Origin of the sequence: Actinopolyspora lacussalsi (assembly GCA_030803735.1) — a bacterium.
GTDB classification, from domain to species: domain Bacteria; phylum Actinomycetota; class Actinomycetes; order Mycobacteriales; family Pseudonocardiaceae; genus Actinopolyspora; species Actinopolyspora lacussalsi.
The window spans coordinates 3,918,486-3,939,950 of record JAURUC010000001.1 but is presented as its reverse complement, the minus strand read 5'-3'; the positions used below and the strand labels follow the sequence as shown (position 1 = coordinate 3,939,950).

The window sequence follows — 21,465 nt, the reverse complement described above, 5'->3', positions numbered from 1 at the left end:
GAACAGGTACCCAAGGAGAACCCCGTGGTGGACGTGGCGAACAGCACCGGTCCGGTCGACCGGCTGCACCAACTGCTGCTGGCACTGAGCGGCCGACTCGACGACGACGCGCTCAACACGGCACGCGAGTTCGCGGGGGCGGAGCAACCCGACAGCGCCGCCGAGTTCGTCACCGGAGCTCTGCTGGCGGGCGGGATCGCGGTGACCCGGGACGAACAGCGCGAGCTGTCCTCGATCCTGGGGCGGACCAACTCCCGCAGTGGACTGGCCGAACGGCTCACCGTGGACGTGACGGACGGTTCCGAGAAGCACCGGTTCACCGAACCGGAACGGGTGGAGGACGTCTCCGAGGCGCTTCGGGAGATCACCGCACGGCTGCCGAACCTGCGCTCGCTGTGGTGCGCCGCACGTACCACGGCGGCGGGTGTCGCGGCGGGAGCGGTACCCCGCCGCGTGCTGCTGGCCGAGGTGGACGGATCGACGGCGATCGGCCCCACCGACTACCAACTGCTGCGGGCGCTGCACCGTCACGGGATCCAGTGCTCGGTGGAGGCGTTCGGTACCGGTGAGGAGCTCCCCGACTACCACCGCGAAGCACTGGCCGTGGCACACGAGGTGCGGCTGGACCGCGCACTCGGCACCACTGAGTCCGCCCGGGGCGGCACCAGGCACAAGGAAGGCATCGAGGGCTTCACCGATCCGCTCTCCTACCACGATCCGCTGGGCGAACCCTCGCGCGTGGAGTCGAGCGAGGCCGGTGTGCTCGCCGACTCCCCCGCTCCGGAGCCGGACCTGCCCTCGGTGGAGATGACCACGGAGTGGCCCGCCTCGGAATTCGGCAACTCGCTGAACGCGGACCTGCCGGACGACAGGGACCCGCTCGGGGTCGGGTTCCCCGACACCGGCTATCGGGAGTCCGGTCGGGAATCCAGCTATCGGGATTCCGACCACGGGGATTCCGGCCATCGGCAGGAACGCTCCCTGCCGCCGGAGCCCGATCCGGAGGAGACCGGTTTCATCCTGCCCGAGCCCGCCCCGAGCACGAACCACGCGGATTCGTTCGGCTTCCCGGAACCCGCCGAGTACTCCGAGCCCGGCGACTTCCCGTCTCCCCCGGAGATCGCGACGTTCGAGCCCGCCCCGGTCGAGAACGACCACCCCGCCGAACAGCACTCCGAGTCCCGCGAGGACGGCAACTCCAATCCCGCGGTTCCGGCCGCCGTGGACGCCAAACTGACCGACCGGGAGCGGAACCTGCTGCAGAAGCTGCACGAGGAGCTGGCGCATCGGGAGCAGGACAAGTCGCCCGGCGACACCGGCAACTCCCACGAAGCGGTCGGAGCGGAACCACAGCAGGACCCCCGGACCACGACCGTTCCCGGGACCGGCAACTTCCCGCCCATCGGTTCGACCGGCCCCAACCAGTCGCGGTGAGCGCCACTTGGGAATCGACCGGCGACAGCTGACCTGATCGCGCACGGACTCGGTGCGCTGTCCGGCACGAGCGCGTTCTCCCGATCTCGGGAACCAATGGGTTCCGCTGCCTACAGGAACCAGTACCTACAGGAACCAGCAGTCGCGGCTGTCGGGCTGGTCGATCCAGAGTCGCTGCTCGTATTCGGTGGCGGTAATGCCGAGGCGGGTCCAGTCGGGTTTGCCGTGGGTCAGCCAGGTGCGGTGGGCGCGTTCGACGGGTTCCCACAGTGAGGTCGGTCCGGTTTCGGTGACCTCGTATCGGCCGCTACCGGAGGCGGTGAGGCCGATGTCTGCGGTGGAGCCGTCCGGGGCGGTCATGGTGGCCGCCGTCGGTTGTCGGGTGTTCGGGTCGAGGCGCATCCCGATCGTGACGCCGTCGGGGATCCCGTGGAACTGGGCGAGCAGCCAGACCACGGTGTTGTCCCACCAGGGGCTCGGTGGCGTCGTGGTGGTGCGGGTCCGCGGTTCGGCGTCTTGCGCGTTCGAGCGTGGCGTGGGCGGGGTCTGCTCGTGGGTGTGGTGGCGCAGGGGCACGAATGCCGCCCAGCGGTCGGTGAAGCGTCCTTCCAGTCGCTCCGGGTACCGGCGCAGCGGAACGAGGTTGCCCGCCTGGATGTTGGGTTTGACGTTGACGAGCGCGACCCCGCCGACGGTGAGTTGTTCGGCCCAGGACCACGGCACGCGGGACACCGAGCAGGTGGCGATGATCCGCTCGTAGGGCGCGTGCTCGGGCAGTCCGCCAACGCCGTCGCGGCAGGCCAGCGCGGGGTGGTACCCGAGGCCCGCCAGTCGGTCGCGGGCAGTGTCGACCAGCCGCGGTTCGATGTCGACGGAGCGGACGTTGCGGTCGCCGAGCCGATGACACAGCAGCGCTGTGGTGTAACCGGTCCCGGTGCCGATGGCCAGCACCCGGTGCTCGTCGTCGATGTCGAGCGTTTCGAGCATGCGCACGATTAGATCCGGTTTGGTGCCGCTGGACAGCGGGTGATCTCGCTCGTCGAGCACGGTGACCAGCGTGGTGGGTGAGTAGGCCAGTTCGAGGCCCTTCCCCGAGTCGGTGGTGAGGTGGTGCCACGCGCCGCCGGTGTCCTGTTGGTACGCCTCGGGGACGAGCACGTGCCGGGGCACGGCGGCCACGGCTGTTTTCCACCGTGGGTCGGTGAGGTCGCCTCGGGTTTCGAGTTCGGCGGCGAGTCGTTCCGCTCGCCACGTCCAGTCGGTGTCGAGGTGCGTGGTCACGTAGTTCCCCTTCGTCAGCGGTTCGGTCGGGGCAGTGGCCCGGTGGTGACGGTTCAGCGGCGGCCGGGGCGCTCGCGGCGGCCGGGGCGGCGTCGCCGAACCGTGGTCGTGGGTGTGTTTCGCGATGGGTTGGCTGTCCGGCCGGTGCCTTCGGGGGCAGGCACCGGCCGGGCGGGAACGGCCCGATGCCGGACTTCGGGGGTGTCGACGGCACCGGACCGTGGCACTACAGGGCGCGGAGCCCGGCCAGCACGCGGGCGAGTAACTCGCCGTGGGGAGAGTCGTCCGACGCGGTAGGCTGGACGGGCCGACCAGGTAGGTTGCTGCTACCTGGTCGGCGCTTCGTCACCACCGACAGTGGCAACGTGCCGCGCCAGTGCGTGAACCGACCCGTCCCGAGGGCGGGCATGATCTCCGTCGGTGCCGCGTCGGCCCGCACCTCGTTCGAGGTGGCCCGGCCCTTCACTTCCCGTGGCCGCACGACGGTGCGCGCACCCTGCCCCGCGTGGGCATGGCGTGCTCCTCGTGGCGGGCGATGGCCGCGAGACAGGTCCTCCCGGCGGGACGCGGCCGGTGACGGCTCAGGCATAGGGGTCCCCCTCGACGAGGGTGGTCCGCTCGGAGTCCGGAAGTTCCCCGGACGGCAGGGTGCCGGCGTGCTCCCGCAGGGCGGTGGCGAACTCCTCGAGCGCGTCGGCGGTGTCGCGGCACTGCTGGGGGCTGTATCGACGCCAGCCCAGCGCGAAGGCCGCGTCGCTCATCAGCCACTCGCACCGCCGCGCCAGGGTGGCGATCTCCGCGTGCGGGCTGCTCATGAGAGCTCACTCGCCCGGATCGCGGAGTCCAGTACCGACCACAGTTCCCGGGCCTGCTCGACCGTCCACCGTGTCCGGTTGTAGACGGTCGGGGTGTCGATCTGGATCACGTTCGGCGTGTGCGGCGAGATCCACACCCACAACGACCCCTCCCCGCCCTCGTGGCGACATCTCGCCCGCGCTCCCGGGTTCGTCACGTCGTATCTGCGTGCCATGCAATACACTCCCTACCAATGAACACCCCGTGTTCGCTCTGTCTTGCTTTGTCTAATGCGACGTTATTTTGTTCCGGAGAACAAGCTCAATACTTCGATCGAGTGATCTCCTGGAACAGAGCCAGTTTCAGAGATTAGTGTCTGTCTCATGGCACGCACCGCTAAGCATTCGCCACGGGTTCGAGCTCTCGGCGCTGAACTGCGAGAAGCACGCGAAGCAGCAGAAATGACCATGCGGGAAGTGGCGCAAAAACTGGGTTGGCACCACTCGAAATACGCGAGGTTCGAATCCGGCGATCAACCACCCACCCCGGAGCAAGTTTCAGCCATTCTGGCTACATACGGCACTTCGGAAGCCGAACGCGAGCGACTCACGGAAATGGCGACCGACATCGCCTACGGCGACGCGAACTGGCTGAAAACCGGAACCGGCCACGACGAACTCACGACGCTGCTGGAGTTCGAGCGCACCGCGACCAACATCGTGGATGTTTCGCCACTGCTCATCCCAGGTCTGCTGCAAACCTCGGACTACGCACGAACGATCATGGCCAATGAGACCCCTGGCGACATCGAACGTCTGGTCGCCATGCGAATCGGACGGCGCGATGTACTCACACGTACGAAACCGGCAGAACTCACGGCGATCATCCTCGAAGACGCTCTCCGTCGGCCGATAGGCGGCAGCACGGTCATGGCCGACCAACTCAGGCACATCATGAAAACAGCCGAGTTGGACAACGTCACCGTGCGCGTCCTACCGGATACGGGCACGTGGACACCGGCGCACGTCGGACCGTTCATGCTTTTCGATTTCGCCAAAGCTGCGCCAGTTGTGCACATAGAACACCTGAGCAGCTCGGCGTTCCTGTCGAACGTCGGGGACATCCGTGTTCACCGCGACGCGACGGTTAACCTCCGTGAGGCAGCGATGAACCCGACCGAGTCCATCGAGTTCATCGCTCACTGTGCGGCTGAAATGGAGGACAACCACGAATGACAGTACCCCCCGAGGGCTGGCGCAAGTCGAGCCGCTCCTCGAAAACCAACTGCGTCGAGGTCGGCCGCGTGGCCGACGGTGCGGCGGTGCGTGACACCAAGGACCGCTCCGCCGGACACTTCACCACCACCGGCACCCAGTGGACCGCGTTCATCGACGCCGTGAAGTCCGACCGGTTCGACTGAGACCGGAGCTGAAGACCGAACAGCATCAGTTCGAACAGCACAGCGCCCTCGGGGAGCGATTCGGAACAGCGCGCCCCGAGGGCGCTTTCGCGTGCTTCGTAGGTCCGGCTCCGATTGTCTCGGGTGGTTCCGATCGGAGCCTGATGGCCGGATGGCCCCCGGCTCTCGAAGAGCTGTTCCCGCTCATCGAGCCCACGGAGCGAAGACCGGTTCTCAGCTCGAGAACCAGTGTGGTGCGCTCTTCTTCCACGAGACAGTCGACGTCGAGACACACCGGCTCGCGGTGGATAAGGGCTCGCGGTGGATAAGGATGCTAAACGTGACGCTGAGCTCCGTCGCCACAACGGAACTCATGGCCGGCATCGTCGAGAACGAGGAGACAGCCACTATGACAGCACCCATGCCCGCCAACTGGCGCAAATCGAGCCGATCGGGACAACGCACGAGCTGCGTCGAGGTCGGCCGCGTGGCCGACGGCGCGGCGGTGCGTGACACCAAGGACCGCTCCGCCGGACACTTCACCACCACCGGCACCCAGTGGACCGCATTCATCGAGGCCCTGAAGAACGAACGATTCGGTTGAGGGCGGACACACGACCGCTCCCCGCCAGTCAGCACTGAATCGCACAGTCCAACTCTCGGGGAGCGGTTCAAAAGGAAAAACAGACGAGGGACTGGACCCCGGTCTACTGCGACCCGCTCCAGGACCAACCGAATCCGCGAATTCGGTTTACCGCTGTGTCCCTTCCTGTTGGTTGACCATCCGATTCAAAACCATCGCAACGGCCGCACTTGCGACAGTAGTCGGCGCGAGCAGGGCGAGCGTGGCCGTCGATGCCGTACTTGCCTCGATGAAAGCACCGACGACGAGCAAGAAGACTACTGAGAGGGCTATGGCACCCAGTAGTTGCAGCAACGCTGAGGTCCTTCGCCGCTGCGGATGCTTACGCCACAGCAACAGGATACCGAAGACGGGGAGCGCTGCCAGGAAGCCGGCGAGCAAGAACAACGCGAACGTCATGGACACAGCCTCGCACACGGATGAAGGACTCCATTTGTTTTCCATGCAATCCATCCACATGGAAAACAACCAAGTTGTCGCCTTTTGCCGAGCACGACAAGAAGCCATGACGCTCGTCCCGACTCATTGTGACCGGGTCAGGGGTGGGCACGAGGGCGAGTTGTCCGGTGGGGTGGTGCGTCCGAGGGGTTCGCGGGCACGGACACGGCTCCGAACCATTGATCGGGCCGTTACCGCAGACCGAACCGGCATCGGACCTCTAGAGTCGCTGTCATGCGACTGCCGGAAGAACTGACCCTGCCGGACGGCATGATCCCGGAGGAGACGACCGATCCACCGGTCACCCCGCGCGACGCGGCCACCGTGGTGCTGCTGCGGGACGGACCGACGGGTCCGGAGGCGTTCCTGCAACGCCGGGTGCGCGGCATGCCGTTCGCGGGCGGCATGACGGCGTTCCCGGGTGGCGGGGTGGACCCCCGCGACGAGGAGGCGTCGATCGCCTGGAACGGCCCGGAGCCGGAGCACTGGGCGCGGCGGCTCGGCTGCGGGACGGACCTGGCGCGCGCGCTGGTCTGCGCCGCCGTGCGGGAGACGTTCGAGGAGGCCGGTGTCCTGCTGGCGGGCGAGAGCCCCGATCACGTGGTCACCGACACCGCGCGCTACGACGCCGAACGGCACGCCCTGGTCACCAAGGAACTGTCGCTGGCGGGGATGCTGCGGAGCCACGGGCTGGTGCTGCGTGCCGACCTGCTGGTCCCGTGGTCGAACTGGGTCACTCCCGAAATGGAGCCGCGACGGTACGACACGCGCTTCTTCGTGACCACCGTTCCCGAGGGGCAGCGGGCGGACGCCCGCACCGGGGAGGCCGCCGAGGCCTACTGGCGCACCCCCGAGGACGCGCTGGCGGACTGGCGCGCCGGGCACAACGGGCTGTTGCCGCCCACGTGGGTGACGCTGTCCGAACTCGCGGAGCACGAGGACGTCGCGGGTGCGCTGCGCGCCGAACGGAGTATCGACAAGGTCGTTCCCAAGATCGTGCGGCAGGACGGAGCATGGCGGGTGGTGCTACCGGAACCGCCCTACCGGGAGTCGTGAGACCCGCCGGAGGGCACCCCGGTCGGCCCGACCCCGACCTCGGACGAGCAGGAAAGGACACGAGTTGACCTCGTCGACGTTGGAGCACCCCGCCCCCGGCACCCCGCGTCGGGTGCTCGACTTCGCGACCGTGCTGCTGGCGCGGAACCCGAACGCGATGACACTGGACGGCACGAACACCTGGCTGGTGGGCGCGCCCGAATCCGACGAACGGATCGTGATCGACCCCGGCCCCTCGGAGCGGGAGCACCTGCGGACATTACGAGAGCAGGCCCGGATCACCGGGGTGCTGCTCACCCACCACCATCCCGACCACACCGAGGGCGTGGCGGAGTTCGCCGAGCTCACCGGCGCACCGGTACGCGCGCTGGACCCGGAGCTGTGCTTGGCGGGCGCCACGCTGGCGGAGGGATTCGGCTCGGGAGCGCTGCACGAGGGCGAGGTGGTGCGGGCAGCGGGCGTGCGGCTGCGGGTCATGGCGACACCCGGCCACACCGCGGACTCGCTGTGCCTGCACACCGAGCACGACGGTGTGGCGGCGCTGTTCTCGGGGGACAGCATCCTCGGCCGGGGGACCACGGTGGTCGCGGCGGAGGACGGTGACCTGGGCTCGTACCTGGAATCGCTGCGCAGGTTGACCGAACTCGCCGGGAACACCTGGCTGCTTCCCGGGCACGGTCCGGAGCAGCCGGACGCGCGGCAGGCCGCCGCGACCTACCTGGAACATCGGCGACAGCGGCTGGAGCAGGTGCGGGCGGCGCTGCGGAAACTCGGCGGCACTGGCGAGCCGGGTGAGGTGGTGGACCCGGGTGAGGTGGTGGACATCGTCTACGCGGACGTGGATCCGGCCGTGCGGCCCGCCGCCGAGAGCACCGTGCGGGCGCAGCTGAACCACCTGCGCGAACTCGGCGAGCTCGGCTGAACGGTTTCCGCCACTCGGTGGGCACGGGTGAGGGGCCACTCGGTGGGAAGTACCGATCGGTCACTGTTCATCCCCAAGTGAGTGCTGTTTATCCCCACGTGAGTGCGGGGTATCGCGGTGGTGCGACAGTCGGAACCGCATGGAGGGAGCTGATCATGGCTGAACCGGTACCAGTACGTCGTGGGGAACGCAGTCCGATGAGCAGCAGGGCGATGCCGACCTTCTGGCAGGAGCCCTTCCGGGAGCTGGAGGACATCTGGGATCGCATGGAGCGCATGTTCGATCCGGGTTGGAGCACCACCAGGGCCGGTGGCATGTGGCAACCGCTGGTCGACGTCGCGGAGACGGAGGACGCCTACGAGTTCGAGGTCGAGCTGCCCGGCGTGAACCGGGACGACGTCAGCGTCGAGGTTCGCGACCACGAACTCTGGATCACCGGCGAGATGAAGGAACGGGAGCGGTCCGGTGTGATGCACCGCCAGACCAGGCGCACCGGCAGCTTCTCGTACCGGAGTTCGTTGCCCTCGGGAGTGGACAGCCAGAACGTGGAGGCCAAGCTCGACAACGGGGTCCTGACCGTGCGGGTGAAGAAGAGCGAGCAGACGAAGCCGCACCGCGTCGAGATCCAGTGAACTACGCGACCACGCAGCACCTCCGCTGACCGGTTCGCTCCGGTCCAGCCCTCCCGAGCGGAGGAACCTGGCCGGAGCCGGTCAGCGGGTTTCGGCGAAGCTCGACACCGGGCGCGGAGCGTCCTCGGTGAGCAGGGTGCGGCGGCGGAACCAGAGCAGCGCGCCGAGCACCAGCCCGATACCACTGGCCACCAGGAAGGAGGTAGACGGCGCGGCCACCTCCACGAGCTGTCCGCTCACGGACTGCCCGAAGGCCGAGCCCAGCGTCACCGCCGTGATGACCCAGCTGAACGCCTCGGTGGCCGTCCCGGGCGGCGCGGCACCCTCCAACGCGACGGAGTGAGCGGTCGACTGCGGAGTTATCAGCGTGCCCGCCACCAGCAGTGCCACCGTCAGCCCGAGGAGGGTCTCCGGCAACGCCAGCAGCGCTATGAGCGCCGCGAACGCCGAGAGCAGTGCGGGCAGCCGCAGGTACATGGGTCGCGGCCAGGGACGCATCCCGTAGAGCACGCCGACCACGACCGAGCTCACGGACAGCACGCTGAGCAGCAGGCCGCCGAGCGCGGCGTGGCCCGCGCGTTCGGCGGCGGCCGGAACCGCGACCTCCACCATGCCCAGCAGCGCGCCGAACCCGAACGCCGCCAGCGCGACGGTGCGCATCCCGGGGGCGGCGAGCGCCCCCAGCAGGGAGCCGACGGCGTCGGCACGGTCCACCGGCCGGTGCCGCCTGGCCGCCGGGGTGAGCGCGAACCCTGTGCTTCCCGTGACCATGCAGCACGCCCCGACGAGGAGTCCGGTACCGGCCCAGGGCGTGTTGACCAGCAGGCCGGCTATGCCCGGCCCCAGGATGAAGAACACCTCCATGCTGATGGCCTCGTAGGAGTAGGCGGCGTCCCTGGTGCGGCCCGGCGGGAGCAGCCGGGTCCAGAGTGCCCGCGATGCGGGACCCGTCATCGGCTCGGTCAGCCCGACGGCCACGGCGAGCACGATCATCGGTACCGCTGCCTCGCCCAGCTCGACGGCCGCGATCTCTGCGGCGACGAAACCGGTGAACACCGCCGATACCACGAGCAGCGGTCGGGTGGGCCCCAGCCGATCCATGATCCGCCCCTGCACCACCGACCCGACGGCCACGCCCACGAGGTTGCCCGCCGAGACCAGTCCGGCCACGCCGAAGGAACCGGTCACTCGTTGCACGTAGAGCAACAGGGCCAGCCCGATCATCGCCACGGGCAGCCTGGCGAGCAACGAGGTCAGTACGGGAGCGGCGGCACCTCGGGTACGCAGCGCCGCGCGGTAGTCGGCCAGTGAGACGGAATGGGACACGCGTGCCAGTATCACGAAAGTGGTACGCCAGTACCACTGGTTTTCGCGTTATCCCGCTCACCGTCCGACCGGCCACCCGCACGTGACGCGAAACGAATTCGCAGGTCAGCCCGATCAAGCGACCCCGCCGAAAAAGAACCGAAAAATTCGGGACCGACACGCAACCCCGGGCGCTTCCGATACGTCTTCATGAGTGAAAGGGCTTGGCAAGGCGGCTCGAATGGCGCAAGCTGAGAGTGTGCAACGCACGGGTGATCGTGAGAACACTCGGCGTAGCCATCGGGAACCGCTCGCCAAAGCCGCACCGCGGTCGACTCGGCGGCGGGAAAACCGAAGAACAAGCCTTCGGTGCGTTGGTTCGGGGCCGACCATCGAGGGATCGGGGAAAAAGCGTGGTTGGTCGGGGGACGGACCACGCGAGAAGAGGGAGCCGGAGCGCCGCGTCGGGGGTGGCGCCCGGTTCCTTCTTTTTGTGCGCACCGGCCCGTGGGGCCGTGCCGGATCAGGCTTCCCGAACAGTGGGAGCGGTGAGAGCACTCCGGACACGCGGGACGCTCCGGACACGCGGGGCCGGCCCCGCTCGGGGCCGGCCGTCCCACGTGAAGTACCGCTAGCACCGAAGGTGTGCGGACATGCTGATACGCACCGGCCGCTCCAACCGCGCCTGTCAGGCGCGAAGCAGTGGGCGGTCGGTGTGCCGCGGACGCCGAAACCGGCGTCGACTACGCGAGGTCCCGCTTTCCGCGAACGGAATCAGCGGGCACGGCGCGCCAGCCGCTCGGGATCGAGGATCAGCACGCTCTTGCCCTCGAGCCGCAGCCATCCGCGATGCGCGAAGTCGGCCAACGCCTTGTTGACGGTTTCCCGGGAAGCTCCGACGTACTGCGCGATCTCTTCCTGGGTCAGATCGTGCGTGACCCGCAGCAGACCGGATTCCTGGCTGCCGAAACGTTGCGCGAGCTGCAACAACGCCTTGGCGACCCGACCGGGTACGTCAGTGAAGATCAGGTCCGCGAGCATGCCGTTCGTCCGGCGCAGCCTGCGGGCCACGACCCGGAGCAGCTGTTCGGCGATCTCCGGCCGAGTTCCGATCCACTGCCGCAGCGCACTGCGGTCCATGGTCAACGCCCGCACGTCGGTCACCGTCGTGGCGGTCGATGTCCGCGGTCCCGGATCGAAGATGGACAGCTCCCCGAACATGTCCGAGGGGCCCATGATCGCGAGCAGGTTCTCCCGACCGTCCGGGGATTTCCTGCCCAGCTTGACCTTGCCGGACTGGAGGATGTAGAGGCGATCCCCCGGCTCCCCCTCGGCGAAAATCACGTGTCCCCGCGAGAACTCCACCGGTTCCAGCGATTGCGTAAGTGCCTCCGCGGCGGCCGGCTCCACACCCTGGAAGATGCCGGCCCGCGACAGGGTCTCGTCCACCTCGTCCCTCCATGTTGAGACGCGGCGGCTGCTCTCGACACCGGCACCGTCACTCGAAGCGGTACCGGCGTGTGCCGCCTATCACCACCGACCAGTCTACGACCGGTCACGCGAACGGCGGGTTCGTAGTCTGCCGGCGCGTCCCACCCTGCGAAGCTGGAACAGCTCCAGCGCACGTCCAATTCCCTGCCGGAACAGCGCCCGAACCTCGTCGGGCCGGGCGTTCTCCAGCAGCTCCTCCACCTCGTTCTCCTGCACCGCGACATGCCGAAGCCGGGCTTCGACACGCTCCATGAAGAGCGTGAAAAACATGATCACAAGCGGTACGACGATCACGAACCAGGCAGTCATTGTGACCCAATCTTCGCTCATCCGTCGGTGCGTTCCGCAACCGGGGTGCTTGACAGCGGCCCACGTCGTGGGAGCGGCTGCCGGACACACCCGAATCTATCGGGCCCCGGAATCACCGGACGCTCCCCTCCGCCGACCGGTTGGGGATCCGACGGGACTCACGATCCGTAAGCTAGGGGGGTGTCCGAACCAGTTCCAGACCGCCCAGAGCACGACACCGAACCGAAGCGGAGGCGCACCGGCGAGACCCGGCTCGGCCTGGTGCGACGGGCACGCAGGATCATGCGTGCGCTCGCCGACGCCTATCCGGACGCGCACTGCGAGCTGAACTTCGAGACGCCGCTACAGCTGACGGTGGCCACCATCCTCTCGGCGCAGTGCACCGACAAACGCGTCAACGAGGTCACGCCCGGGCTGTTCGCCCGCTACCCGACCGCGGCCGACTACGCCGGGGCCGACCGCACCGAGCTGGAGGAGCTGATCCGACCCACCGGCTTCTACCGCAACAAGGCCAACTCGCTGCTGGGCCTGGGAGCCGCACTGGTGGAGCGGCACGACGGCGAGGTGCCCGCCACGTTGCCCGAGCTGGTCAAGCTGCCGGGGATCGGCCGCAAGACCGCGAACGTGATCCTGGGCAACGCCTTCGACGTCCCGGGACTGACGGTGGACACGCACTTCGGCAGGCTCGTTCGCCGCTGGGGTTGGACCACCGAGGAGGACCCGGTCAAGGTGGAGAGCGCGGTCGGCGAGCTCATCCCTCGCTCGGAGTGGACGATGCTCTCGCACCGGGTGATCTTCCACGGTCGACGGGTGTGCCACTCGCGCAAGCCTGCCTGCGGCGCCTGCCTGCTGGCCAAGGACTGCCCCTCGTACGGCACGGGCCCCACCGATCCGGGGACGGCCGCCGAACTCGTGAGCGGCTCGGAAGCCGACCGGCTGCTGGAGCTCGCGGGGGTGACCACCGGTTCCACGACCGACCCCGCCACGGATGAGCGTGCCGGTGAACCCGCCGCACGGGAGTCGGCGGGATGACTCCGGAGCGCTCGAAACGGTTCCGGTTCGGCAGCGAGCTCAGGTGGACCCTGATCGTGCTGGCGGTGGCGGCGCTGGCCGTGGTCGCGCTGTGGCCACGGGATCGAACCCCGACGCGACCGGAGAGCCCCGCCCCCACCGGCACGAACCGAACCACCGGTGACCTCGCGGCCCTGCGCGCGGACGCCGGGCTCCCCGGTTGCGAACCGGCCGAGGGCGGCTCGCCGCCCTCGCGGCTGCGGGGAGCCACGGGCAGCTGCCTGGGCGACGGTTCCCGGGCCGACCTGGGCGAGCTGACGGCCTCGGGAACCACCCTGATCAACGTCTGGGCGAGCTGGTGCGCGCCGTGCCGCGAGGAACTGCCCGCGCTGCGGGACTACGCCGAGCGGCAGGACGAAGTGCGTGTGATCGGTGTGCAGGTACGCAGCACCCCCGAGAGCGGGCTGCGGCTGCTGCGCGAACTCGACGTGCGGCTGCCGATGATCCACGACACGCGGGGAGAGCTCTCCCGTGGACTGCGGGTGCCGAAACCGCTTCCCGCCAGCTACCTCGTCACTCCTTCGGGAGAGGTCGAGCGAATGCCCGTCGAAGTGTTCGAGTCCGCGGACGAGGTCGCCTCGGCGGTACAGCGGAAACTGGAGGCGCGGTGAACGAGGAACACGGACCGCTGATCGAGCCGAACGAGTTACCGGCCTGGCTGCGGCCACTGGTGGAACGCACCGCCGATGTGGACGCGAACTCCCTGGGATGGCTGCGTCCGCCCGATCGCGAGGACGTCCGCCCCGCCGCGGTGCTGATCCTGTTCGGCGAGGACCCCGGTCGGGACGGCGACCCCGACGTGCTGCTGCTGCGCCGCGCGGACAACCTGAACTCGCATCCCGGACAGGTGGCCTTTCCCGGTGGTGCCACCGACGACGGGGACGAGGGACCGGTGGACACCGCACTGCGGGAGGCGATCGAGGAGGTCGGCGTGCTGCCCTCGGGAATCACCCCGGCCGCGACGCTGCCCGAGCTCTACCTCGCGCACAGTGACTTCCGGGTGACCCCGGTACTGGCCCACTGGCACGACCCCGGTCCGGTCGAAGCGGTGGACCCGGCGGAAACGGCGGCCGTGGCACGCGTGCCGATCTCGATGCTGACGCGACCGAGCAATCGGCTCAACGTCCGCATCGGCGGCAGGACCACCCCGGCCTTCCTCGTACCGAGCATGCTGGTGTGGGGATTCACCGGCGGGCTGCTGGACGGCGTGCTCGACCTCGCGGGTTGGTCACGAGGGTGGAACCGTGGAGACGTGCGGGAACTGAGCGAAGCCTGGCAGGCCGCTGTCGACATCGACGATCCCGGGTTCGGATAATGATCCCGGTGCCGGTCTGGGAACCTTGGTTCTCCCGCACGCCGAACCGGCGGCCGATTCGGCGCGTCACCGACGGTGGAGGGCACTTCGGACAGCCGTCCCGTGCCTGCCCGTCCTGCCACGCGTCCGAAGCGACCGCCGGGCTCCGGCCCACCGGGCCGGGCACCCGAACGGAAGACGAACTCGCGGACAACTTCCGAGGAACGAAAGCCGAGGTGACCGGTGAACTGGGTCGACTTGCTCGTGGTGGCGCTGGCGGTACTGGCCGCCGCGTCCGGCGCGCGCCACGGCATGGTCACCGCGGCACTGTCGTTCATCGGAGTACTCGCCGGTGCGATCGTCGGAGTGCGCTCGGCACCGCTGCTGCTCGAACAGCTCGACAGCGCGGCTGCCCGAATCGGATTCGGGATCGGCCTCGTCGTGCTGCTCGTGGCGCTGGGCGAGACGGCGGGCATGTGGGCGGGCCACCAACTTCGGGAACGGATCACCGGGCACCGGAGACTGATCGGCGTCGACAACACGCTGGGTGCCCTGCTGCAGGGCGTGGCGGTGTTCGTGGTGGCCTGGCTGGTGGCGCTGCCACTGACCTCCGCCTCGGCGCTGCCGGGGCTCGCGGGCAGCGTCAGCAGGTCGAGCGTGCTGCGCACCGTGGATTCGATGATGCCCGACGCCGCGCGCGAACTGCCGTCCGAACTGCGGAAGGTGCTGGGGGTCAGCGGGTTCCCGGACGCGGTACAACCGTTCTCCCGCACACCGGTGGCCCGCATCGAGGCGCCGAACCCGGCGCTGGCACGCAGCGAGGTGGTGCGGGATCTCCGCCCCAGCATCGTCAAGATACGCGGCAGGGCTCCGGAGTGCGGACGCGCACTGGAGGGAACCGGCTTCGTCGTGGCCCCGAACAGAGTGGTCACCAACGCCCACGTGGTCGCGGGCACCGACAGCGTGTTCGTGGAGATCGGCCGGGGGCGCTTCGCGGCCAACGTGGTGCTCTTCGACGAGGAGGAGGACGTGGCCGTGCTGTCCGTTCCCGCGCTGGACGCGGAGCCGTTGGAGTTCGTCTCACAGCCCGCGAACTCCGGCACGAACGTGATCGTGCTCGGTTACCCGCTGGACGGCCCCTACACCGCCTCGGCGGGCAGGGTCCGGGAGCGGATCGACCTGCGCGGGCCGAACATCTACGGCGAGGACACGGTGACGCGCGATGTGTACACCGTGCGCGCCCAGGTGCAGAGCGGCAACTCCGGAGGTCCACTCATCAACCCGGACGGTGAAGTGGTCGGCCTGGTGTTCGGTGCCGCCGTCGACGATCCGAATACCGGGTTCGCGCTGACCGCGTCCGAGGTGGCCGACGAGGTGGCAGCGGCACCCACCCTGTCGTCGGAGGTGGCGACCGGTGTTTGCACCGAGTGATCCGGAGGACGCGCCGGGCCGAGGGGGCGGTCGCCCCGCGGGTGCGCCCGTCTCCGGACGGACACGGGCCACGCGCGGCGGGCCTCATTCGGAAGGCTGAGGCCGCTCGGCGGAGTCCTGCGAGTGCCGGTGGCGCAGCTGCGCGGTCTCGCGCAACGAGTCCATCGTTCGCCTGGGGGCCGATATCTTGCGCACGCGCCGGTAGCCGAACAGGGCCAGTACGATGGTCACCAGCAGCATGACCAGGAACACGATGCCGAAGGAGGCCCAGCGCCACAGTCCGAGCGCGTGGAGCCCCTCGGCGAGGGTGAAGAACAGGAAAAAGCTGCTGAAGGCCAGCACCGTCAGTGCCAGGACGAAGTAGACACTGCCCTTGAGGGCCTTGCGAGCCTCATTCGAGATCTCGGCCTTGGCCAGCTCCAGCTCACCACGCACCAACGAGGACAGATGCGTGGCGACGTCCCGCCCCAGGGAGCCGATGGACTGCTCGCCTCCGGAACCGGTGCCCTCTTCGGACAACGGAATCGAGGTCACGGCCGACTCGGCGGTGGTGCCGGCCCCGTCGTGTTGTTTGTTCTGGGAGCTGTTCACGCTCGTTATCGTGCCACGAGCGAACAACACCCACGCAGTGACGCGCCCTTGCTTGAGTGGGTCACCTCGGTTTACGAGGGCACTCGGCTGGCGGAACCTCTCGCACGGCTCTCGCTGCGGGTCCGGCGACATCGGGTAGCGACCTACACAACGTCTCCGGCGTCCTCGCGAGAGCCGCACGAGAGAACCCGCGGCGGTGCCGGTGGCGAGGGTGCTCGGGGCTCGGTCTGCGTCGAACGGGCACGGCGATTTCGCGAGAAATCGACACCCGCAGGAGCGCACCGCAGCACCGGCGCGAAGATTTCGCGAGAAATTGACGCCACCAGCACCGCCACGCGAAACGACCGGGGAAAACCAGAAGCTCAGGTCGTGTGAGCCGTGGAGCTGTGCTGCTTGCGGAAGACCAGCATCAACGTGGCCACGATCGAGGCGACCGCGGAAGCGATCAGCACGGCTGCCTTGGCCCGGTCGGCCGCCGCCCCCGCCAGCGAGAGATCGGCGATCAGCAGGCTGACGGTGAAGCCGACACCACCCAGCATCGCCAGTGCGAACAGGTCACTCCAGGTGACCCCCTGCGGGGGACTGCCGAACCCGAGCTTGATGGCGACGAACGAGGTACCGAAGATCCCGATCAGCTTGCCGACCACCAACCCGACCATGACCGCGATCGCGATCCGGTCCTGGAAGACGTTGCTGAGCGCGTCCAGCCCGACCGGGACACCGGCGGCGAACAACGCGAACACGGGCACCACCAGGGCAGCCGACCACGGTTGCAACCGGTGTTCCAGCCGCATCGAGGGCGATGCCTGTTCGTAGGGATCGGGACGAACCCTGGTGAGCAGGCCGAGCGCCACACCGGCGATCGTGGCGTGCACTCCGCTGCTGTGCACCGCGACCCAGGCGGCCACAGCCAGCGGCACGTAGAGCCACGAGGTCCGAATGCGGCGGTGCTGGGCGTACCAGTAACCCACGCAGAGCAGCACCGCCACCAGCAGCGCGATCAGGTTCATCCCGCTGGTGAACAGCACCGCGATGACGATGATGGCCCCCAGGTCGTCCACCACGGCGAGGCTGAGCAGGAAGACGCGGGCGGTGGTGGGCATGGCCGAGGCCGTCAGGGAGAGCACACCGAGCGCGAAGGCGATGTCGGTGGCCACCGGGATCGCCCACGCCTGGGCGGCGCCGGGCGCACCGTGTCCGATGGCGACAGCCAGCACGGCGGGCACGACCATGCCGCCGAGCGCGGCGAGCACCGGCAGCGTGGCCTTCTTGCGGTCGGCCAGGTCACCCAGGACCAGCTCGCGCTTGAGCTCCAGTCCTGCCACGAAGAAGAAGATGGCCAGCAGACCGTCCTTGGCCCACTCCCCCACGGTGAGGTCCAGGTGCAGGAAGTGCGGACCGATCGTGAAGTCACGAACCGCCGCGTAAAGGTGCGATACCGGGGAGTTGGCGGCTACCAGCGCGACCACCGTGGCAGCGAGCATGAACATGCCACCGACGGTTTCGTTTCGCAGGTACGAACCGAAGTCGAACCCCCGAGCCTCCGGGGCGCCGGACCGTTTTGATCGGTTGCGCTGCGATTTCGCCACGGAGGTGCTCCTGAGATTGTTACGTCACGTACTCCACAATGACCGTTTTCCGGCTCGCCCCGCGGCTGAGCTTAACACGGGAGAACGTCCGTTCCGCCCCGTCGAGACCGGCATGGCGACGCCGGCGGGGCGACGACGGGGCCGGGGGTTGCCAACCGGGGAAAAAGTTGTTAATCCACAACTGAACCCGCTGTGAACTGGGGTTTCGGTGGATCACTCGAATGCGGACCCCTGGATCAATCATTCGGGGGCAGGCGGGTGAACATCCGGGATGTGAGAAAAATCGAGCGGCATCCGGGATCGTCTCTCGCGGAAGGTGTTCCGGCGGTTCCACCCCGCTCGGCGAGGCGGGCCCGGATCGGGACGAACCGCCCTGACGGAACTTATCGGACACCGAAGGTCCCGGGCTGCCCTACCGCTCAACTGCCGGTGCGAGAGCGGCGTCGATTTCTCGCGAAATCGCCGCGCCGGTGGCGCCGACGAGGGTCGGACTCCCACCACCCTCGCGAGTCGCGACTCCTATCACTCCCACAGGCCGAACTCCGGCCACCCTCGCAGCCTGCACCGCCGCGGGTTCTCTCGTACGGCTCTCGCGAGGACGGTCCCGACGTTGTGTAGGTCAGCTACCCGATGTCGGGGCACCCGCAGCGAGAGCCGCACGAGAGGTTCCGCAACAGGAGCGGGTTGGAAAACCGAGCCGCTGCGGACTTCCCTCAGTCGTCGCCTCCGGACTTCATCCCGGCACTGATCTGATCCATGACGCTCGAATCGGCGAGGGTGGAGACGTCCCCGACCTGACGGTTCTCCGCCACGTCGCGCAACAGCCTGCGCATGATCTTGCCGGACCGGGTCTTGGGCAGCTCGGAAACCACCATGATCTGCCGGGGCTTGGCGATGGGGCCGATCTCGTGCGCCACGTGCTCCCGCAGGGTGGAGATGGCCGTGTCGCCGCCCGCGTCCTCGCCGCTGCCACCGCGCAGGATGACGAACGCGACGATGCCCTGGCCGGTGGTGGCGTCCTCGGCGCCCACCACGGCGGCCTCGGCGACCGTGGGGTGCGAGACCAGGGCGGACTCCACCTCGGTGGTGGAGATGCGGTGCCCGGAGACGTTCATGACGTCGTCCACCCGGCCCAGCAGCCAGATGTCGCCGTCGCTGTCGTACTTGGCACCGTCACCGGCGAAGTAGTAGCCCTGCTCGGCGAACCGCGCCCAGTAGGTGTCCCTGAAGCGCTGGTCGTCGCCCCAGATACCGCGCAGCATGCCGGGCCAGGGCTTGTCGAGCACCAGCAGACCGCCTTCTCCCCTGCCGACCGGCGTGCCGCTCTCGTCGACCACGGTGGCCGACAGTCCGGGCAGCGGCTGCTGCGCGGAACCGGGCTTGGCCGAGGTCACACCGGGAAGCGGAGAGATCATGATGCCGCCGGTCTCGGTCTGCCACCAGGTGTCAACGATGGGCGTGCGGCCGCTCCCGATGTGCTCGCGGAACCAGGTCCACGCCTCGGGGTTGATCGGTTCGCCCACGGTTCCGAGCACCCGCAGGGTGGACAGGTCGTACTGAGCGGGGATCTCGGCTCCCCACTTCATGAAGGTACGGATCAGGGTCGGGGCCGTGTAGTAGGTGGTCACCCCGTACTTCTGCACGATCTCCCAGTGCCTGCCCTCGTGCGGGCTGTTGGGGGTGCCCTCGTAGATGACCTGGCTGGCGCCGTTGGCCAACGGCCCGTAGACGATGTAGGTGTGCCCGGTGACCCAGCCGATGTCGGCGGTGCACCAGTACACATCGGATTCCGGCTTGAGGTCGAACACCGCGTTGTGGGTGTAGGCGGCCTGCGTCAGGTAGCCGCCCGAGGTGTGCAGGATGCCCTTGGGCTTGCCGGTGGTGCCCGAGGTGTAGAGGATGAACAGCGGGTGTTCGGAGTCGAACGACTCGGGTGTGTGCGTCGCGCTCTGCCGGTCGACCACGTCGTGCCACCAGAGGTCCCGGTCGGCGTCCCAGCCGACCTCGCTCGCGGTGCGACGCACGACCAGCACGTGCTCGACGCTGGGGGTGTCGGTGACGGCCTCGTCGACGTTGGCCTTCAGCGGCGCCGCCGAACCGCGCCGGAACTGACCGTCGCAGGTGATGACCACTTTGGCCTCGGCGTCGTTGATCCGGCTGCGCAACGCCTCCGAGGAGAACCCGCCGAAGACCACGCTGTGCAGGGCACCCAGCCGGGCGCAGGCGAGCATGGCGAACACTGCCTCGGGCAGCATCGGCAGGTAGATCGCGACGCGGTCACCCGAGCCGACCCCGAGTTCGGTCAGCGCGTTGGCGGTCCTGGAGACCTCGTCACGCAGCTCGGAGTAGGTGATCCTGCGCGAGTCGCCGGGTTCGCCCTCCCAGTAGATCGCCACCCGGTCGCCGTTGCCCGCTTCGACGTGCCGGTCCACGCAGTTGTGGGCGACGTTGAGCCTGCCTCCGACGAACCACTTCGCGAAGGGGGCGTTCGACCAGTCCAGCACTTGGTCCCAGTCGGAGTCCCACTGTAAGCGACGGGCCTGCTCCGCCCAGAAGCCCAACCGGTCCTCGGCTGCCCGGTCGTGGAGTTCGGCGGTGGCGTTCGCCTGCGCCGCGAAGTCCGCTGCGGGTGGGAACGTCCTGTTCTCCTCGAGCAGGTTGTCCAACGTGTTGCTCTGCCCGTCGGGCTGACTCATCGGTGTCGAACCTCCGTCGCTGCTGCTACAGCTCTGTCTGTAACAGAACCGTAGTGGGATTCGGCTTAATTCGATAGAGGGAATCGTGCAAAGGTTGAGACCAATCTTTCCGGGGGGTCCAGTCTCCCCGGAGACGTTCCTCGAAAGACCGGGCGGCATCGTCTCCGCGTGTCGACCCTAAGCCGCACGAGCGTGAAACGCATTCCCTTACAGCCACGAACATCGCGCTGCGCTCGCTCTATCGCTCTCCCGATCCTCATCGAGATCAAACCCGCTGTGAATCCCCCACGTGGATAACCCCGGAAGGATGACCCGTCCACCGATGGAGCGACCACCGGCCACTGAAGCGTGCAGTTCGCCCGCACGAGGGAAAGCTCAATCACTGTCCGTGCACACGCTCGCCCGCCACACACAAGAACCGGCTCACCACGAGCGAAGTGGTGAGCCGGTTCCACCCGAGCCGGATACAGGCGCGGGAAAACTATCGACGAGACATCAGGAAACGTGGGTGGTCGCGATCACCGGAGCCGCCTCGGCAGGTGTGCACGAAACGGCGACACCGTTGTTGACGACCGTGAAAGTGTCCGGTGTGAACGTCACATCCCCGGCGTTGGGCACTGTGACCTCGGCCTGACCACCCGTGAGCAACGGAGCGTCACCGGCGGGGACCCTGTCCTCGTTGGTCAGCCCCGTGGCGGTGACCTCGTCGGAAACCGCTCCGCCCACCGTCACGTCCAACTCGGCCGTTATGGAACCCGCGGGGAAGGGATCCTGGGCCTGATTGTCGTGCTGGACGGAGACGTCGAGAACAATGCTGTCCCCCACGCTCGCATCCGTGGGAGCCGTAATCGTGATCCGTTCGTCGAACTGCTGTGTCTGACTCCCGGAACCGCAGGAGTAGACCACCGAGTTCGTGTCCGCCGTCGCGGCGGTGGAGCCTGCCACAGTGAGGGCTCCCACCGCGGCGAGAACCGTAGCGGCACCGGCACCGAACTTGCTGAAGGCGTGCATCGCGCGCTCTTCCCTTCAAATCAAATCATCGCCGCCTGGGGCGAGCAGCGTTTCGCTGCGATACCGAAACGTAACCA

Annotated in this window: 22 protein-coding genes; 11 read left to right on the top strand and 11 right to left on the bottom strand. The window is 68.2% G+C overall.

Annotated features, from left to right (window positions below):
* The first annotated feature begins 24 nt into the window (after positions 1-24).
* On the top strand, positions 25-1,434 hold the full coding sequence (locus J2S53_RS17585; RefSeq protein ID WP_456241886.1) for a hypothetical protein: 1,410 nt from the start codon (positions 25-27) through the stop codon (positions 1,432-1,434).
* 126 nt (positions 1,435-1,560) lie between these two features.
* Here J2S53_RS17585 and J2S53_RS17580 read toward each other — a convergent pair whose 3' ends face one another.
* The 3 genes from J2S53_RS17580 to J2S53_RS17570 form a co-directional block, all read right to left on the bottom strand.
* A complete protein-coding gene (locus tag J2S53_RS17580; protein ID WP_456241885.1) occupies positions 1,561-2,715 on the bottom strand; it encodes a methyltransferase domain-containing protein in 1,155 nt (384 codons plus the stop codon).
* Between the two features lie 581 nt (positions 2,716-3,296).
* Positions 3,297-3,530 carry a hypothetical protein gene (locus J2S53_RS17575; protein WP_456241884.1) on the bottom strand — a complete coding sequence of 78 codons (234 nt, stop codon included), beginning with the start codon at positions 3,528-3,530 and terminating at the stop codon, positions 3,297-3,299.
* On the bottom strand, positions 3,527-3,745 hold the full coding sequence (locus J2S53_RS17570) for a hypothetical protein (RefSeq protein WP_456241883.1): 219 nt from the start codon (positions 3,743-3,745) through the stop codon (positions 3,527-3,529). Before J2S53_RS17570 ends, J2S53_RS17575 begins: the two co-directional genes overlap by 4 nt.
* Before the next feature lie 148 nt (positions 3,746-3,893).
* Here J2S53_RS17570 and J2S53_RS17565 point away from each other — a divergent pair, with 148 nt between their 5' ends.
* The 3 genes from J2S53_RS17565 (at position 3,894) to J2S53_RS17555 (ending at position 5,513) form a co-directional block, all read left to right on the top strand.
* The gene (locus J2S53_RS17565) at positions 3,894-4,745 is read left to right on the top strand and encodes a helix-turn-helix domain-containing protein (protein ID WP_456241882.1); all 852 of its coding nucleotides are present in this window, start codon (positions 3,894-3,896) and stop codon (positions 4,743-4,745) included.
* Positions 4,742-4,930 carry a DUF397 domain-containing protein gene (locus J2S53_RS17560; RefSeq protein WP_456241881.1) on the top strand — a complete coding sequence of 63 codons (189 nt, stop codon included), beginning with the start codon at positions 4,742-4,744 and terminating at the stop codon, positions 4,928-4,930. The genes J2S53_RS17565 and J2S53_RS17560 overlap by 4 nt, the downstream gene beginning before the upstream one ends.
* Positions 4,931-5,318: 388 nt before the next feature.
* On the top strand, positions 5,319-5,513 hold the full coding sequence (locus J2S53_RS17555) for a DUF397 domain-containing protein (RefSeq protein ID WP_456242822.1): 195 nt from the start codon (positions 5,319-5,321) through the stop codon (positions 5,511-5,513).
* 147 nt (positions 5,514-5,660) lie between these two features.
* Here the strand turns inward: J2S53_RS17555 and J2S53_RS17550 are convergent, their stop codons facing one another.
* Positions 5,661-5,951: a hypothetical protein gene (locus tag J2S53_RS17550; RefSeq protein ID WP_456241880.1), complete on the bottom strand. Its 291-nt coding sequence runs from the start codon at positions 5,949-5,951 to the stop codon at positions 5,661-5,663.
* Positions 5,952-6,224: 273 nt separating this feature from the next.
* On the opposite strand from J2S53_RS17550, the gene J2S53_RS17545 reads away from it, so the two are divergent.
* The 3 genes from J2S53_RS17545 to J2S53_RS17535 all read left to right on the top strand — a co-directional run bounded on the left by J2S53_RS17545 (position 6,225) and on the right by J2S53_RS17535 (position 8,600).
* The gene (locus J2S53_RS17545) at positions 6,225-7,046 is read left to right on the top strand and encodes an NUDIX hydrolase (protein ID WP_456241879.1); all 822 of its coding nucleotides are present in this window, start codon (positions 6,225-6,227) and stop codon (positions 7,044-7,046) included.
* 64 nt (positions 7,047-7,110) lie between these two features.
* Positions 7,111-7,968 (top strand): MBL fold metallo-hydrolase, encoded by an 858-nt coding sequence (locus tag J2S53_RS17540; protein WP_456241878.1) that lies wholly within the window; start codon positions 7,111-7,113, stop codon positions 7,966-7,968.
* Positions 7,969-8,123: 155 nt separating this feature from the next.
* Entirely contained in the window at positions 8,124-8,600 is a 477-nt protein-coding gene (locus J2S53_RS17535) for an Hsp20/alpha crystallin family protein (RefSeq protein WP_456241877.1), read from the top strand.
* An 81-nt stretch (positions 8,601-8,681) separates the two neighbouring features.
* On the opposite strand, the gene J2S53_RS17530 is transcribed toward J2S53_RS17535, so the two are convergent.
* From J2S53_RS17530 to J2S53_RS17520, 3 genes are all read right to left on the bottom strand, one after another.
* Complete coding sequence (locus tag J2S53_RS17530; RefSeq protein WP_456241876.1) at positions 8,682-9,926, bottom strand: MFS transporter; 1,245 nt, start codon at positions 9,924-9,926, stop codon at positions 8,682-8,684.
* A 753-nt stretch (positions 9,927-10,679) separates the two neighbouring features.
* On the bottom strand, positions 10,680-11,354 hold the full coding sequence (locus J2S53_RS17525) for a Crp/Fnr family transcriptional regulator (RefSeq protein WP_092628218.1): 675 nt from the start codon (positions 11,352-11,354) through the stop codon (positions 10,680-10,682).
* Between the two features lie 96 nt (positions 11,355-11,450).
* Positions 11,451-11,705: a hypothetical protein gene (locus J2S53_RS17520; RefSeq protein ID WP_019855884.1), complete on the bottom strand. Its 255-nt coding sequence runs from the start codon at positions 11,703-11,705 to the stop codon at positions 11,451-11,453.
* 180 nt (positions 11,706-11,885) lie between these two features.
* Here J2S53_RS17520 and nth point away from each other — a divergent pair, with 180 nt between their 5' ends.
* The 4 genes from nth to J2S53_RS17500 all read left to right on the top strand — a co-directional run bounded on the left by nth (position 11,886) and on the right by J2S53_RS17500 (position 15,501).
* Positions 11,886-12,737 (top strand): endonuclease III, encoded by an 852-nt coding sequence (nth, locus tag J2S53_RS17515; protein ID WP_456241875.1) that lies wholly within the window; start codon positions 11,886-11,888, stop codon positions 12,735-12,737.
* Entirely contained in the window at positions 12,734-13,387 is a 654-nt protein-coding gene (locus tag J2S53_RS17510; RefSeq protein WP_456241874.1) for a TlpA family protein disulfide reductase, read from the top strand. Before nth ends, J2S53_RS17510 begins: the two co-directional genes overlap by 4 nt.
* Positions 13,384-14,091: an NUDIX hydrolase gene (locus J2S53_RS17505; protein WP_092980342.1), complete on the top strand. Its 708-nt coding sequence runs from the start codon at positions 13,384-13,386 to the stop codon at positions 14,089-14,091. Before J2S53_RS17510 ends, J2S53_RS17505 begins: the two co-directional genes overlap by 4 nt.
* 222 nt (positions 14,092-14,313) lie before the next feature.
* Entirely contained in the window at positions 14,314-15,501 is a 1,188-nt protein-coding gene (locus J2S53_RS17500; protein WP_456241873.1) for a MarP family serine protease, read from the top strand.
* 84 nt (positions 15,502-15,585) lie between these two features.
* On the opposite strand, the gene J2S53_RS17495 is transcribed toward J2S53_RS17500, so the two are convergent.
* From J2S53_RS17495 to J2S53_RS17480, 4 genes are all read right to left on the bottom strand, one after another.
* Complete coding sequence (locus J2S53_RS17495) at positions 15,586-16,101, bottom strand: phage holin family protein (RefSeq protein ID WP_092980476.1); 516 nt, start codon at positions 16,099-16,101, stop codon at positions 15,586-15,588.
* 353 nt (positions 16,102-16,454) lie between these two features.
* Positions 16,455-17,681 carry a Na+/H+ antiporter NhaA gene (nhaA, locus tag J2S53_RS17490; RefSeq protein WP_456241872.1) on the bottom strand — a complete coding sequence of 409 codons (1,227 nt, stop codon included), beginning with the start codon at positions 17,679-17,681 and terminating at the stop codon, positions 16,455-16,457.
* A 713-nt stretch (positions 17,682-18,394) separates the two neighbouring features.
* Positions 18,395-20,377, bottom strand: coding sequence for an acetate--CoA ligase (gene acs / locus J2S53_RS17485; protein ID WP_092980348.1), 1,983 nt, complete (start codon positions 20,375-20,377; stop codon positions 18,395-18,397).
* Positions 20,378-20,872: 495 nt separating this feature from the next.
* Positions 20,873-21,388, bottom strand: coding sequence for a hypothetical protein (locus J2S53_RS17480; RefSeq protein ID WP_456241871.1), 516 nt, complete (start codon positions 21,386-21,388; stop codon positions 20,873-20,875).
* Positions 21,389-21,465 lie beyond the last annotated feature (77 nt).